The organism is Vibrio sp. 1874 (genome assembly GCF_033344395.1).
In the GTDB taxonomy this organism is placed as follows: Bacteria; Pseudomonadota; Gammaproteobacteria; order Enterobacterales; family Vibrionaceae; genus Vibrio; species Vibrio alginolyticus.
Genome location: NZ_JAWPOR010000002.1, coordinates 220179 through 234522, shown reverse-complemented (window position 1 = coordinate 234522; position 14344 = coordinate 220179). Strand labels below are relative to the sequence as shown.

13 protein-coding genes are annotated in these 14344 nt (G+C 46.3%); 8 read left to right on the top strand and 5 right to left on the bottom strand.

Annotated features, from left to right (window positions below; translation table 11 throughout):
• Positions 1–1434, bottom strand: coding sequence for a PLP-dependent aminotransferase family protein (locus R8N46_RS05060; protein ID WP_080996739.1), 1434 nt, complete (start codon positions 1432–1434; stop codon positions 1–3).
• Positions 1435–1705: 271 nt separating this feature from the next.
• On the opposite strand from R8N46_RS05060, the gene doeA reads away from it, so the two are divergent.
• The 6 genes from doeA to R8N46_RS05030 all read left to right on the top strand — a co-directional run bounded on the left by doeA (position 1706) and on the right by R8N46_RS05030 (position 8374).
• On the top strand, positions 1706–2893 hold the full coding sequence (gene doeA, locus R8N46_RS05055; RefSeq protein WP_005373780.1) for an ectoine hydrolase DoeA: 1188 nt from the start codon (positions 1706–1708) through the stop codon (positions 2891–2893).
• Positions 2894–2947: 54 nt separating this feature from the next.
• A complete protein-coding gene (gene doeB, locus R8N46_RS05050; RefSeq protein ID WP_115386511.1) occupies positions 2948–3955 on the top strand; it encodes a N(2)-acetyl-L-2,4-diaminobutanoate deacetylase DoeB in 1008 nt (335 codons plus the stop codon).
• Between the two features lie 124 nt (positions 3956–4079).
• Complete coding sequence (locus R8N46_RS05045) at positions 4080–4559, top strand: Lrp/AsnC family transcriptional regulator (RefSeq protein WP_005387046.1); 480 nt, start codon at positions 4080–4082, stop codon at positions 4557–4559.
• Positions 4560–4714: 155 nt separating this feature from the next.
• Positions 4715–6235: an NAD-dependent succinate-semialdehyde dehydrogenase gene (locus tag R8N46_RS05040; RefSeq protein WP_213885428.1), complete on the top strand. Its 1521-nt coding sequence runs from the start codon at positions 4715–4717 to the stop codon at positions 6233–6235.
• A gap of 41 nt (positions 6236–6276) precedes the next feature.
• Positions 6277–7680 carry an aspartate aminotransferase family protein gene (locus R8N46_RS05035; RefSeq protein WP_213972246.1) on the top strand — a complete coding sequence of 468 codons (1404 nt, stop codon included), beginning with the start codon at positions 6277–6279 and terminating at the stop codon, positions 7678–7680.
• A gap of 172 nt (positions 7681–7852) precedes the next feature.
• Positions 7853–8374 (top strand): DUF2058 domain-containing protein, encoded by a 522-nt coding sequence (locus R8N46_RS05030; RefSeq protein ID WP_053307193.1) that lies wholly within the window; start codon positions 7853–7855, stop codon positions 8372–8374.
• 91 nt (positions 8375–8465) lie between these two features.
• On the opposite strand, the gene R8N46_RS05025 is transcribed toward R8N46_RS05030, so the two are convergent.
• The 3 genes from R8N46_RS05025 to R8N46_RS05015 form a co-directional block, all read right to left on the bottom strand.
• Positions 8466–9080 (bottom strand): LysE family translocator, encoded by a 615-nt coding sequence (locus R8N46_RS05025; RefSeq protein WP_031781094.1) that lies wholly within the window; start codon positions 9078–9080, stop codon positions 8466–8468.
• 77 nt (positions 9081–9157) lie between these two features.
• Entirely contained in the window at positions 9158–9550 is a 393-nt protein-coding gene (locus tag R8N46_RS05020; protein WP_017819813.1) for a ribosome recycling factor family protein, read from the bottom strand.
• A 19-nt stretch (positions 9551–9569) separates the two neighbouring features.
• Positions 9570–10439, bottom strand: a complete 870-nt coding sequence (locus R8N46_RS05015; RefSeq protein ID WP_005373812.1) for a LysR family transcriptional regulator — start codon at positions 10437–10439, stop codon at positions 9570–9572.
• 105 nt (positions 10440–10544) lie between these two features.
• Here R8N46_RS05015 and R8N46_RS05010 point away from each other — a divergent pair, with 105 nt between their 5' ends.
• Positions 10545–11801, top strand: a complete 1257-nt coding sequence (locus tag R8N46_RS05010) for an adenylosuccinate synthase (RefSeq protein WP_005387066.1) — start codon at positions 10545–10547, stop codon at positions 11799–11801.
• Positions 11802–12171: 370 nt separating this feature from the next.
• Positions 12172–13236: an L-asparaginase 2 gene (gene ansB / locus R8N46_RS05005; RefSeq protein WP_318098360.1), complete on the top strand. Its 1065-nt coding sequence runs from the start codon at positions 12172–12174 to the stop codon at positions 13234–13236.
• 76 nt (positions 13237–13312) lie between these two features.
• Here the strand turns inward: ansB and R8N46_RS05000 are convergent, their stop codons facing one another.
• Positions 13313–14149, bottom strand: coding sequence for a pyruvate, water dikinase regulatory protein (locus tag R8N46_RS05000; protein WP_213972247.1), 837 nt, complete (start codon positions 14147–14149; stop codon positions 13313–13315).
• Positions 14150–14344 lie beyond the last annotated feature (195 nt).

Here is a 14344-nt window from a genome sequence, read left to right as displayed (position 1 = left end):
TCAGACCAAAAAGTGTGAGGTGGGAGGGTTGGTATCGAGAATTTCAGCAATCACAGATAACCCGTGTTTGATGTAGCCTCGGTTTGTTTCTGCTCCCAAGCTGATTCGCACGTAAGGCATTGGCTGATTTGTATCGAGAACAAACGGTTTATATCCCGTGATCTGCACCCCTGAACGCTTTGCCGAAGCAACCAGGTCATCGCTATTCCACTGCTCGGGTAGTCTCAACCAAATGTGCTGTCCATTCGGGTGCGAGCTATAAACATGCCCTTCTAAAGCGGCTTTTGCTATTCGCTGTCGCTTAGCAAACTCATTGACTTGAAAGCGAATAAGTCGATTTAACGTACCGTTCTCGATCCACAAATGAGCGACTTCAAATGGTAATGGAGTCGCGGACCAACTCGTTGCCGCTAAACGACCAATCGCGTGCTGCAAAAAATGACGTGGGACCGTCAGATAGCCAGTGCGCATGCCTGGCGCTACAACTTTGGTTAAACTGGTGACATAGAAAGCTTGTTCGGGTAACAATGTGGCAAGGGGTGGGACACGGTTAGGTTCTAGTGCTCCATACACGTCATCTTCAATGACATAGATGTCGTATTGCTGCGCAATATTCGCTATCGCCTCTCGGCGTTCAACATCCATATGCGCACTAGTCGGGTTAGCCATGCTCGGTGTGCAACACAATACCTTGATTGGTTTGTGTTTACATGCCCATTCAAATGCATCCGGCGTTATACCAAACTCATCCATTTCAAGTGGTTGCAACTTAAATCCAAGCATTCTCGAGCGAGAGATCAAGCCATGATCAACCAAGTGACCACAAGCAACTAAATCACCGTGTTCAACAACTGTGCTTAAAGCCAACGTTAAACCATGGCATGCACCATTTGTGAGTAATATTTGATCGGCACCCACATCCAGCCCTTGGCTACTTAGAAATCGTGCCCCTGACTCAATATGATGAGGCTGACCAGTTACCGGCTTTGCTTTACTGATCAAACCACGATTGTTTGTTTGCCCAGCAATCTCCATTAACGCCTGATTAAAAAGCGTAATGTGGCGATCGGTCACCACTGGATGTGCAATCGACATATCAATTTCATCCGGCGTTTCTTTCATCTCTTGTGTCAGCATGAACTCCGTGTCCGTACTTTCATCCACAAAACCTGATTTGACAAAAGTACCATTCCCAACCCAAGACTCGATCGCCCCTTTTTTCTCTGCATAACCATATGCATGGCTCACCGTTTGTACGCTGACGCCAATTTGTTCTGCAAACTCACGATGTGTGGGTAATCGAGTTCCCGGTTTTAGATAACCACTGCGGACACATTCGACAAGATAGTTACCAATGGAGATGTATTTAGCGGTGCCTGGCCGAATGATCGGGTTCAAAGAAATTGTCATGACACAATATTTTAATTGATTCATTTTTAATGCTCATTGTAACTTCCATTTAACAAATGGCGAACTTTAACTCACAAAACGAGGTGAAATGCACAAAAATAAACCACAATTGTAATGATTGACATGAAATGTATGGGTTAAACAAACATGTTAAACAGCATCGTTAAATCCAAATACAACCCCAGAGGTAAATTGCAATCATTTTTAACGCAGATCTGGCTAGCTGGTAGAAGGTAGAAATACCTCAGCGTCTCCGAAGGCCCATAAGGCGTCGGATTTCTAACAAGGAGAAAATATGAGAGGCGTTGCTTTGCATTTTACACTGGATGAGTTCCAGGATCGGTTAACGAAAGTTCGGCAATCGATGGAAGAAAGAGAATTGGATGTCCTTATCATTCATGACCCTTCTAACATGGCGTGGCTGACAGGCTATGATGGGTGGTCTTTTTACGTGCCACAATGTGTCGTTGTTGGTCCATCTGATGAACCCGTTTGGTTTGGACGCTGCCAAGATGCCAACGGAGCATACAGGACTGCGTATATGTCGGCAGAAAACATCACCTACTATCCAGACCATTATGTAATGAATCCGCCGCTACACCCGATGGATTTCCTGGTCGAAGCCGTACTGGCTCCGCGCCTTTGGGATCGTGGTCGCATCGGCGTAGAAAAAGATAACTATTACTTTAGCGCCACCGCTTACGAATCACTCACTACGCACCTACCGAATGCTCAACTTCTCGATGCAACTGGACTAGTCAACTGGTGCCGCGCCGTTAAATCCGATCAAGAACTGGCGTACATGTACCGTGCCGCTCGCATTGTTGAAAATATGCACCGCGTCGCGTTCGACATGATTGAACCAGGATTACCGAAACACCACCTTGTTGCCGAGATTAACCGCCAAGCCGTGCTCGGGCATGAAGACCACTTTGGCGATTACACCGCGATTGTGCCGCTTTTGCCATCAGGTTCTGATGCTTCCGCACCTCACCTGACTTGGGATGACAGACCCTTCAAGAAAGGTGAAGGGACGTTTTTTGAAATCGCAGGGGCGCACCGCCGTTACCATTGCCCACTCTCACGCACTATTTTTCTTGGCGAGCCTGACGACAAGTTCAAACGAGCCGACGAAGCCCTAACTTTAGGACTTGAAGCAGGCCTAAAAGTGGCAAAGCCCGGAAATACCTGCGCCGACATCGCCAATGCACTAAACCAGGTTCTCGATAAAGCGGGATTCTCACGCGAAGGCGCCCGTTGTGGCTATCCAATAGGTTTGAGCTACCCGCCAGATTGGGGGGAACGAACCATGAGTTTGCGAGACACCGATAAAACCATCTTGAGAGAAGGCATGACATTCCATTTTATGCCGGGGCTGTGGTTCAAAGATTGGGGGTTAGAAACAACGGAAAGTATCGTCATTACCCATGATGGAGCAAAAACGCTGTGCGACTTTCCACGCCACTTATTTGTTAAACACTAATTTTTCAAACCTCAAGCTCTGTTGAGCTAGGTCTGAGAACTAAAAGGACTTGATATGCAAAAAAGCTCGATCACAGCCACCATAGACTTTGACCGAGAAGGTGTACAGCACGGCTTTTTAACGCTGCCCTATTCACATGACGACTCCGCTTGGGGAAGTATTATGATACCTATCACCGTGATCAAAAATGGTCACGGACCAACCGCACTGCTTACTGGCGGTAATCACGGAGACGAATACGAAGGCATCACCAGCCTGCTAAAATTGACGAACTCGCTTCAGGCAGATCAAATCCAAGGTCGTGTCATTATTGTACCCATGATGAACTTACCTGCGGTACAAAATGCCTCACGTACGTCGTTTATCGATAAAGGGAATTTAAATCGCAGCTTTCCCGGCAACCCCATAGGCACAGTGACCGAGAAAATTGCGGATTATTTTACTCGTTACCTAGTTCCTAAGTGCGATTTTGCGTTAGACATTCACTCAGGTGGTAAAACGTTAGATATCGTTCCGTTCGCCGCTGCCCATCGTCTCAACAATCTCGATCAAGAAGAAGCCTGCATATTAGGTGCAAAACTGTTTGGCGCGCCTTACACCATGATCTTGCTCGAAATGGACGCCACCAGCCTGTATGACACTGCCGTGGAGTCTCAGGGAAAAATCTTTGTTACCACCGAACTAAGAGGAGGCGGAACCAGCACTCCAGAAACCATCGCTTATTCCGACCGTGGCATTCGCAACTTCTTACGCTTCTCAGGCAACTTGCCCGGTGACTACGAACAACCAACCCAACCAACTAAGTTATTAGATATGCCTGATGCAAGTTGTTATGTGCAAAGCCAACACCACGGCATCACAGAATACTTATTTGATCTTGGCGATACCGTCAAAAAGGGCGATGTATTAGTGAGAATCTTCTCGACCGAGCGCACAGGTACCGCCCCCGTTGAGTACAAGTCACAGCGCAATGGTATTTTCGCGGCACGTCGTTTTCCTGCTATGGTGAATATCGGTGACACTATCGCAGTTATAGCCGAAGACTGCGGCGAGATAGGCTGATTGAAAAGCCAACTAAAGAAATCAAAACAAATGGCATACCAGAAGCAAACTGGAAAGCACCTTATAACAACGACCAGTCATCAGCCTTTCATGAAATGATTAGTATTCTACAGGGAGACTCATTATGCGCCTCGATCGCTACGACGTAAAAATTCTACAAATACTTCATGATAATGGTCGTATCACCAAATCTCACCTTGCCGAGGCCATCAACCTATCCGTGAGCCCTTGCTGGGAGCGCGTCAAAAAACTGGAAGAAGCAGGCATCATTGAAGGTTACGGAGCAAAAGTAAATACCGATATTTTGTTCAAACGAACGTCGGTTATGGTTGAAGTTACGCTCAAAGAACACAACGCCCAAGCGTTCAAACGCTTCGAGCAACTGGTTCAACATTCACCAGAAGTCACTGATTGCTATGCCACGGGCGGTGGTATCGATTACATCCTTAAAATTCAGTCAGAAGATATCGACCAATATCAGCGGCTTATCGACAACTGGTTAGACTCAGATGTGGGCATTGAGCGCTACTTTACTTACATTGTGACAAAAACAATCAAACGTGATGCGGGCACATTCGAAGTAAACCAAAACGCTTTGTTATAAAAGGGAAAATGCGTATCAGGCGTGAACAGAAAAAACACCATATTTAACGGCACTAAAAAGAAAGTTCTGACGTTTTAAACCTCGGTATCAGAAATTATTTCGGTCACTTCTCCATTACAGTTTCATTATGGACAACGATGCTGGGAGAAGGACTCATGGCAGCACTGCACAGCTTACACGCTGAAGAATTAAAAGCCTCGCACGACATGATGGCGATAATGAAAGACGTACGTTTGGTGAGAGGTTTAGCGTACGTGAATGGCAAATGGGTAAGTGGTGATCAATTTCATCCGGTGGATAATCCAGCAGATGGCACGGTCATCGGTTACATCACTAAGCTATCTCAGCAACAACTCTATCAAGCGATTGATGAAGCCGACCAAGCCTTTCGTCAATGGCGAAAAATGCAAGCAGAAGAACGCGCTGAAATTCTCATGCGTTGGTACGACCTGATTCTAGAATCAAAGCAAGATCTTGCTCATTTGATGGTAATGGAGCAAGGAAAAACACTAGGTGATGCTGTAGGTGAGATTGACTACGGCGCATCCTTTGTTCGTTGGTTTGCCGAAGAAGCACGCCGCTGTTATGGCGAAACCATCCCAAGTCATATTCCGAATGCGCAGCTATCAACGGTGCGCGAGCCAATTGGTGTCGCAGCACTGATTACGCCATGGAACTTTCCTAATGCCATGATCACACGCAAAGCCGCAGCCGCACTAGCAATAGGCTGTCCGGTGCTCATTAAGCCCGCCAGTGAAACGCCTTTTTCTGCGTTAGCGTTGGCAGAGTTAGCAGACCGAGCTGGCTTTCCACCTGGTGTATTTAACGTGATCACTGGCGATGCGGTGATGGTGTCACAAACCTTGTGCCACTCCGATAAAGTCAAAGCGCTCTCGTTCACAGGCTCAACTCGAGTAGGCAAACTGTTGCTACGCGACGCGGCACAAACCGTGAAGAAGTGCAGTATGGAGCTCGGTGGTAACGCCCCTTTCATCGTGCTGCCAGATATGGATGTCGAGCAAGCAGCCAAAGCCGCCGTGGATGCGAAGTTTCAAACCGCAGGACAAGACTGCTTGGCCGCAAACCGTATTTTCGTCCCTGACGATAAGTACGAAGCGTTTTTGGAAGCGTTTGCCAAAGAAATGAGCCACATCGTTTTGGGCAATGGCTTAGACGAAAAAACCACCATGGGACCACTTATTAATCGCACTGCGGTGGATAAAGCGCATGATTTGGTGCGTGACGCGCTCGACAAAGGCGCGCGATTGGTAGCGGGATACCACCAGCCCGTACCAGGCGAAAACTTCTTCGCGCCGACATTGCTAGCCGATGTAACCCCTGAAATGGCGGTGTATCGCGAAGAGAATTTTTGTCCTGTGGCAGGCGTATTGCCTTACCAAGACTTAGATACCGTGATTGAAATGAGCAACGACACTGAATACGGCTTAGCTGCCTATGTTTATGGTCACGATATTCACCAAATTTGGCACTGCATGCGCGGTTTGGAGTTTGGCATGGTGAGCGTGAACTCCGTCAAAATGACAGGGCACCCTATCCCATTCGGCGGCGTGAAACAGTCTGGTCTTGGACGAGAAGGAAGCCGTCACGGATTTGAAGAATACAGCGAAATCAAATACTGCTGCTTAGGCGCTTTACCAACCGTCAGTGGCAGTTGAGACACGAAATATGGATATCCAATTATTCGAGGAGAAGGATCATGAGTAACAAAACCCAACAACTTTTAGAGATCGATCGTCAGAGAGTATTTCATGCCTCAACCCACCTGAAGCAGTATTCGGCCGGGGAGCTTTCGGGAAGAATTATCTCGAGCGGAAACGGAATACGCATCACCGATTCAGAAGGCATCGAGCTGATAGACGGCTTTGCCGGGTTGTATTGTGTAAACATTGGCTATGGCAGGACCGAAATGGCCGATGCGATTTATGAGCAAGCTAAAGAACTGGCGTACTACCACACTTACGTCGGTCATACGAACGAAGCGCTCGTGACACTGTCAGATCGCATCATCAAAATGGCACCTGAAGGCATGAGCAAAGTTTACTACGGCATGTCAGGCAGCGACGCGAACGAAACTCAACTTAAGTTGGTGTGGTATTACAACAATGCTCGTGGTCTACCAGAGAAGAAAAAAATCATTTCGCGTGACCGCGGCTACCATGGTTCAAGTATCGCGTCCGGTTCAATGACAGGTTTACCGCTGTTCCACGCCCATTTTGATTTACCACTTGAGCGTATCAAACACACCATCGCGCCATATTATTATCGCCGTGAAGACGAGAGTATGTCTGAGCTTGAATTCTCTCAATATTGCGCAGTTCAACTCGAAACGATGATCTTGGAAGAAGGCCCAGAAACGGTGGCAGCAATGATTGCGGAACCAGTGCTCGGTACTGGCGGTATTGTGCCACCACCAGCAGGGTACTGGCAGGCGATTCGCAAAGTACTCGACAAATACGACGTACTCTTGATTGCGGATGAAGTGGTGTGTGGCTTTGGTCGCCTCGGCTCCGATTTTGGCTCACTCCACTACGACATGAAACCAGATCTCATCACGGTAGCGAAAGGGTTAACCTCAGCGTATCAACCGCTGTCTGGCGTGATCGTCGGTGAACGAGTTTGGAGTGTGCTAGAAAACGGCACCGACCAATGGGGCGCTATCGGACACGGTTATACCTACTCTGGTCACCCAATGGGAGCGGCAGCCGCGAACTGCAACCTCGATATCATTGAACGTGAAGGCTTAGTGCAAAACGCGGCCGAAGTCGGCGCTTACTTGCAGCAACGTATGGCAGAGACGTTTAACGATCATCCATTAGTCGGTGATACTCGTGGCGTTGGCTTGTTGCATGCGTTGGAGTTTTCTTCAGACAAGCTTCGCCGAGCACACTTTGATCCAAACTTGAAAGTAGGCCCGCAAATCGCGGCGGCCTGTTTAGAGCAAGGCTTAATCGCTCGCGCTATGCCACATGGTGACATCCTCGGTTTTGCTCCACCGCTTATCGCGAATCGCAACGATATAGACACCATTGTCGACAAAGCGCATCAAGCGGTAAACAAAGTGATAGATAACCTCGTCACATCTAAACAGTGGCAGCCATAACCCACCTAGATTTCAGTAATGCTCGCGGGCTTTGGAGAAGGTCCGCTTTGCACTTTCCATTAAAGAGATAACAAGCCAACCAAACATTTTAGACCCATAGAAAGCACTATTATTTACTACAAGTGGCAATAGTGGGTAAAATGCCCAAAATTGCGCACTAACTGGATAAAACATGGCAAAACTTACCCTTCAAGAACAAATGCTGAAAGCTGGCTTAGTTAATGAAAAGAAACTAAAGAAAGCGAAGAAAGGCTCTAAAAAATCACGCGTTCAAGCACGCGAAGTAAAAGCGGCGGTTGAAGAGAATAAACGCCAACAGTTAGAGCGTGATAAACAATTGAGCGAGCAGCAAAATGCTGAGCGATTAAACAAAGAGATCAAAGCGCAGATCAATCAATTGATTGAGATGAACAAGATCGACTTAAAAGATGGCGACATCAAATACAACTTCACTCACGGTACGCTAGTGAAATCTCTTTATGTAGATTCACTTATCCGCGAGCAGTTGATCAAAGGTATTTTGGCAATCGCAATTGTTGGTGAAAGCTATGTTGTCATTCCACGTGGAGTAGCGAATAAAATTGCTCAACGTGATGAGTCCGTCATCATCGAACAAAAAGAAGCAGAATCTGACATTCCAGCAGAAGACGATCCATACGCAGATTTCGTCGTGCCTGACGATTTGATGTGGTAACAATAAATTAATCGATGCATCAACGAAAAGAGCCGCTGATGTAACATCAGCGGCTTTTTATAGAAAAATAATCTACAGAGATGATGTGTTGTTATTGCTTACTTAGTAGCAAATTCGCACCTGATGCGGCTAAAAACAACGAACATCCGCGATTGAAACGTTTCGCCATTTTTGGATTTGAAAACCAGTGTCTCAAGTACAAACCAAAGATGGCATAAATTGAAATGGCGACCATTTCTAATATCAAAAACGTCGAGCCAAGGGCAAAAAACTGCTCTTGAACGTTGGCACTGGCATCAACAAATTGCGGCAAGAATGCAGTAAAAATAAGAATCGCTTTCGGGTTGCCAGCAGCAAGCGTAAATTCTTGCTTCGCAAGTCCTGCGTAGTTGCGCGAATTGTCTAAGTCAGAGATCGGGCTGGACTCTGAGCGCCAAAGGTTAAACGCAATCCACAGTAGATACAGCGCCCCTACCAGCTTTATTGCCAAAAATAGCATTTCTGACGTATACAAAATCACAGCCAGACCTGATGCAGACAACGCAATCATCGCTGAAAAAGCAGCAATTCTACCTAAACTGGCCGTAAACGCGGCCCTAAAGCCGTAACAACGAGCATTATTCATTGCCAATAAATTGTTTGGGCCTGGAGCCATATTTAGAGCAAAGCAAGCAGGAATAAAAAGGAGAAGCTGCCAAATATCCATAATAAAATGGTCTTAGTGAGTGATTTTGATCGGTACCCTAACATCTGTTAATAAAGTGAGTAAACCACAAACCGATCTTAAAGCAACTCAGCATCAAATCGTGCCGTGCGAGCTTGAACTAACGTGCAGTTCGTTTCAGCCATCAGCTCCGCTAAGGTGATGTTTGGGTTTTGTCTCACCAAACGTATCAACTTCACGTCCAAAGGTTCCAATTTGTCTTGGTGAGCAAGTAGAGCTTGTTCGATTTTGTTGATCGCAAATCGCATCGTCTCTGCTTCTTCGTTTTTGAGATGCTCTAAAAACGCTTTTACATCCAAAGCCTCGCCCGAGATTTGCCAGTGACGAGATCGTCTAATTCGCTTAAGATCGCACTGTTTTTCTGCTGCGAGTGTTTTCGCTCGCTTGGCATGGTCGCCCCCAATACGGTGAATCAAGGATGGGAGCGAAATCGTAATCTTCGTCTCTTTCATGGCCTTTTCTTTCATCGTCTTAGCCCTCAACCACCGACACATTCTCGCCAACCCAAGCCAACAACTGTTTTGCCGCTTTGGATAACACCTGATTTTGACGCACGATGTAGCCGAAATCAGTGTTTGGAAAACTTGGCAAAGGCGTAACTTCACGAGAAAGCTTTAATCTCGGATCGAGCGAGAAATCCGGCACAATAGCAGTCCCAAACCCCGCTTCCGCCCAGTCGATTTGTGCTTCTACACTGCCCACTTCCATCACGCGATGCTTAGGCAGATTTAGCTCAGGTAAAGACGCATCAATCAGCTCTCGGGTTCGAGTATCGTGCCCTAGCAGGATTAGCGTCTGGCTCTCTTTTCGATTGTCTTGCCACTCAAAAATGTTATCGCCAAACGCACACCAGTGAATTTGCGTGAGAGGCGTGAAATGCAGCGGTTGACTCTCTTTTTGTGCGATAACAAAGCCGATATCGGCACGCGCACTTTTCACCAAATCCACCGCTTGAGAAGATGTGGTGTTGAACAATGCCAAGTCGATCCCCGGATATTCACTTTTGAATTGCTGAAATGGTTTGATAAGCAGTAAACGTGAAACAATATCGCTCGCCGCAATAGAAAGCGTCCCCTGCGTAAGATCGTTGATGGCATTGAGATCTGACTGACAAATTTGCAGCTCATTGAGCATCCGCTGCGCCGTAGCTAACAAACGCTTCCCCGCTTGCGTCAACTGCACGGGATTTCGCTCAATCAATTTCGTGCGCGTGGCTTGCTCCAACTGCTTGATATGCAAACTTACGTTCGGCTGCGTCATGTGCAGTTCCGTCGCTGTTTTACCAAAGTGTTTTACCTCTGCAAGAGTGACGAAGGTTCGCAGCCAGTTCAAATCTAACATTGCCAATTCCGATATGAGATTCTTATCAAGTTAATGAGTATAATTAATTTCTCTTATTATGGCGAACGTCTTAAGATTTTTGCATCTGTTTTTGGAGATTAAATTATGTCGTCTATCGTTGTTGTGGGTGCAAACTGGGGTGATGAAGGCAAAGGCCGCATCGTTGACTTTTTGGCAGAGCAAGCTTCTGCGAGCATTCGTTTCCAAGGTGGTAACAACGCGGGTCACACCGTGGTTAACGATCTAGGTACGTTTAAGCTGCACCAGCTACCAAGTGGCGTATTCAACCCAGACTGTTTGGCAGTGTTAGGTCCGGGTATGGTCATCAGCCCTGCGTTGCTGTCTCAGGAGATTGCGGAAGTTGAAGAAGCGGGCGTAAAAGTGAATATGTGCATCTCTGATCGCGCAACACTGTGTCTACCTCTACACGCACTAGAAGATACGCTAGAAGAACAACGTTTAGGCGACAAAGCATACGGTTCAACTCGTCAAGGTATTGCACCTGCGTATGGTGACCGCGTAATGAAGAAAGGCATCCTAGTTGGTTGGTTGAAGCAACCAGAAGTATTGGTTGAACGCCTTCAATTCATGATGGATTGGAAACTGCCGCAACTGCGTGCACTTTACCCGACGTTCGAGTTTGAACAAACCGCTGAAGAACTGGCGAACTGGCTGCTAGAAGTCTCTGCACCTTGGCGCGATTCAATTTGCAACGTAACGCTTCCTCTAAAAGAACTACAAGCGAAAGACAAAACTCTATTGTTCGAAGCGCAGCTTGGCGCGGGTCGTGACCTTGTTTACGGTGAGTACCCTTGGACAACATCTTCTAACGTTGTATCAATGTACGCGGGTATCGGTAGTGGCCTTCCGGCACTTCGTCCTGAACGCGTTATTGCGGTTGCAAAAGCATTCAGCTCATCAGTAGGTACTGGTACGTTGATCACTGCAATGGAAGAGCAAGACGCTTTCCGCGAACTTGCTGGCGAGTTCGGTGCAACTACGGGTCGTCCACGCGACATGGGCTACTTCGACGCAGTCGCTACGAAGAATGGCGTTGAACTGCAAGCCGCAACTGAAATTGCACTAACGAAAGTAGACTGTTTGACTGGCCTTAACGATCTGAAAATCTGTGTTGGCTACGAAGGCGACCACAGCAAAAACCCAATCTGGCCTCAAACTGCCTCTCTTGCGCCAATCTACGAGAAGATGGAAAGCTGGAGCGAGGACATCACAGGTTGTCGTAAGTTTGAAGAGCTTCCAGTAGCAGCACAGAAATACGTTCTACGCATTGAGGAACTCATGGGCGTACCAGTAAAAATGGTGTCTGTGGGTCCTGGTCGTGAACAAATGATTATGCGATAAGATGTGAATTAACACATCATTGGCAAGCGGCTTTTATCTGTTCCGGGGTAAAGCCGCTTTTTTTTACACTGTAAACTTTGGAAAATTGCACGGCTGAATTCATGTTTAATAACCTCATCACGAGACTCCTACCTCCTTTATTTATAAATCAATAAATTATAGGACTTAACACGTTGTGCACGTTACTAGCACATCTCACTTGTTAAAGAAGCACGTCAATTAGGTTAACTGGTTGATTTGATATTCTTTAAGTGATTAGTTGATCACGATCTTCATCTGCAATTTGTTGAACTAGTACTCAAAAAATCTAACCCGCTGTTTTTAGGATAGATGAGTTCCCCAACATCCAACCTAACAGCAGGTGATTCCCATGACGAAAAATCTTTTCCGCCTCAGTACGATAACCCTTGGTTTGTGCCTTAGTTCTTTGTCTTTCGCGCAATCCGATCTTCCGAACATTAAAATTCTTGCCACTGGCGGCACCATAGCAGGCGCAGGTCAATCTGCAACAGAATCAAACTACACAGCAGGTAAAGTCGGCGTTGAATCATTGATTTCTGCGGTGCCGAGTATGACCAAGATTGCCGATATTTCTGGAGAGCAAGTGGTCAGTATCGGTTCACAAGATATGAATGATGAAGTGTGGCTAAAATTATCGAAAAGAGTTAATGAGCTACTCGCTCAAGATGATGTTGACGGCATCGTCATTACTCATGGTACGGATACGTTAGAGGAAACCGCTTACTTCCTTGATCTGACCGTCAAGAGCAAAAAGCCTGTCGTGATCGTCGGTGCAATGCGTCCTTCCACCGCAATGAGTGCTGATGGACCAGTCAACTTATACAATGCAGTCGTAACAGCCACCGATGAAGATTCAGAAGGACGTGGCGTGCTAGTCGCAATAAATGACACGATTTTCGATGCGCGAGATGTGACAAAAACCAATACAACCTCCGTCAGCACTTTCCAGTCACCCAACTTTGGTGCTATCGGCTACATTCATAATAGCGATGCCAAATATCAACGAAGCCCAGAGCGTAAACATACGACAGAAACCCCATTCGATGTATCAAAGCTTACTAAGTTGCCTAAGGTCGGTATTGTTTATAACTATGCAAATGCCTCCAATTTGCCAGTGAAAGCCTTTGTGGATGCGAAGTTTGACGGCATCGTAAGTGCTGGTGTCGGTAATGGTAACTTGTACCACACTGTGTTTGATGAGCTAGAGAAAGCGAGTAAAGATGGCGTTGTTGTTGTAAGAAGCTCCCGAACGCCTAGCGGCTCAACCACTTTGGATGCTGAAATTGATGACGAAAAATATGGCTTTGTTGCCGCTGGTACATTGAACCCGCAAAAAGCACGTATCTTACTGATGCTGTCACTGACTCAGACCAAAAACTATCAAGACATCCAAAAGATGTTCCAATACTATTAATTCTGTCTAAGGTTCATTTGATAGAGGAGGTACACACCTTACCTCCTCTTACACATAGCGACATGAGCGTCTCTTGTTAGCCAAACAAGCGACGCTTCATTCCTGCTTTTTCCAGAATACGCGTAGTAATTTCCTCAACAGACAGAGAGGACGTATTGATATATGGGATCGCCTCTCTTCTAAACAACGCCTCAACAGTGTCTAGCTCCAGCTTGCACTGCTCTGTGCTAGCGTAATCACTTCCAGACAAACGATTCTCACGGATTTCAGTCAAGCGCTCGTGATCAATAGTCAGCCCAAACAACTTATGACGATGGATCTCAAACTCAGGTAACAAACGCATCATCTTCACATCTTCCGCAATAAACGGATAGTTCACAACACGTAAACCAAATTGCATCGCCATATACAAGCTAGTCGGCGTTTTTCCACTGCGCGACACGCCAAGTAAGATGATATCAGCTTGCTCCAACCCTTTTAGCGTAATGCCATCATCATGCGCCAATGTATATTCAATGGCCGCAATACGGTCGAAATAGGTATCGGAATCTTTCCCCACGCTGCGAGAACGCTGCAACTTAGGCTTTGGTGCCATCTGAATGTCGTCTTGCACTTTCAGCACAATACTCTCCAACACATCGTAACTGTATGCCGGCGCTTCAAGCAGCATTTCACGTACTTCTGGAACGACAATTGAGAAAAAGACCAGAGGTTTGACGCCATTGCGCTGGTAGGAAGTTTCAATTTCTTTGACTACGTCAATAGCTTTGTCCTGGCTTTCTACAAACGGAAAGGTTTTTTCGTTAGGAATGAACGGAAATTGACCGAGAACAACATGCCCTAATGTCTCACATGTTATCGCCGTACCGTCAGAAACATAGAATACATCACGACTTTGGTTATTTATTTGCATTTCTGTTTAATTTTTCAAAATCTTTTGAGTAGGATGGTACACATAATATTAATAAATCAGTTTGGCTTTCAGTTAGGTTCACCACAGCTTTAAAAATTCTTTTGAATTTTTTTCAGCCAGAACGTAATCGTTTGCCTTTGATATCAATCTAAATGAAGCAATGTATGGTCAACGTGTAATAACAGCCAACATGCG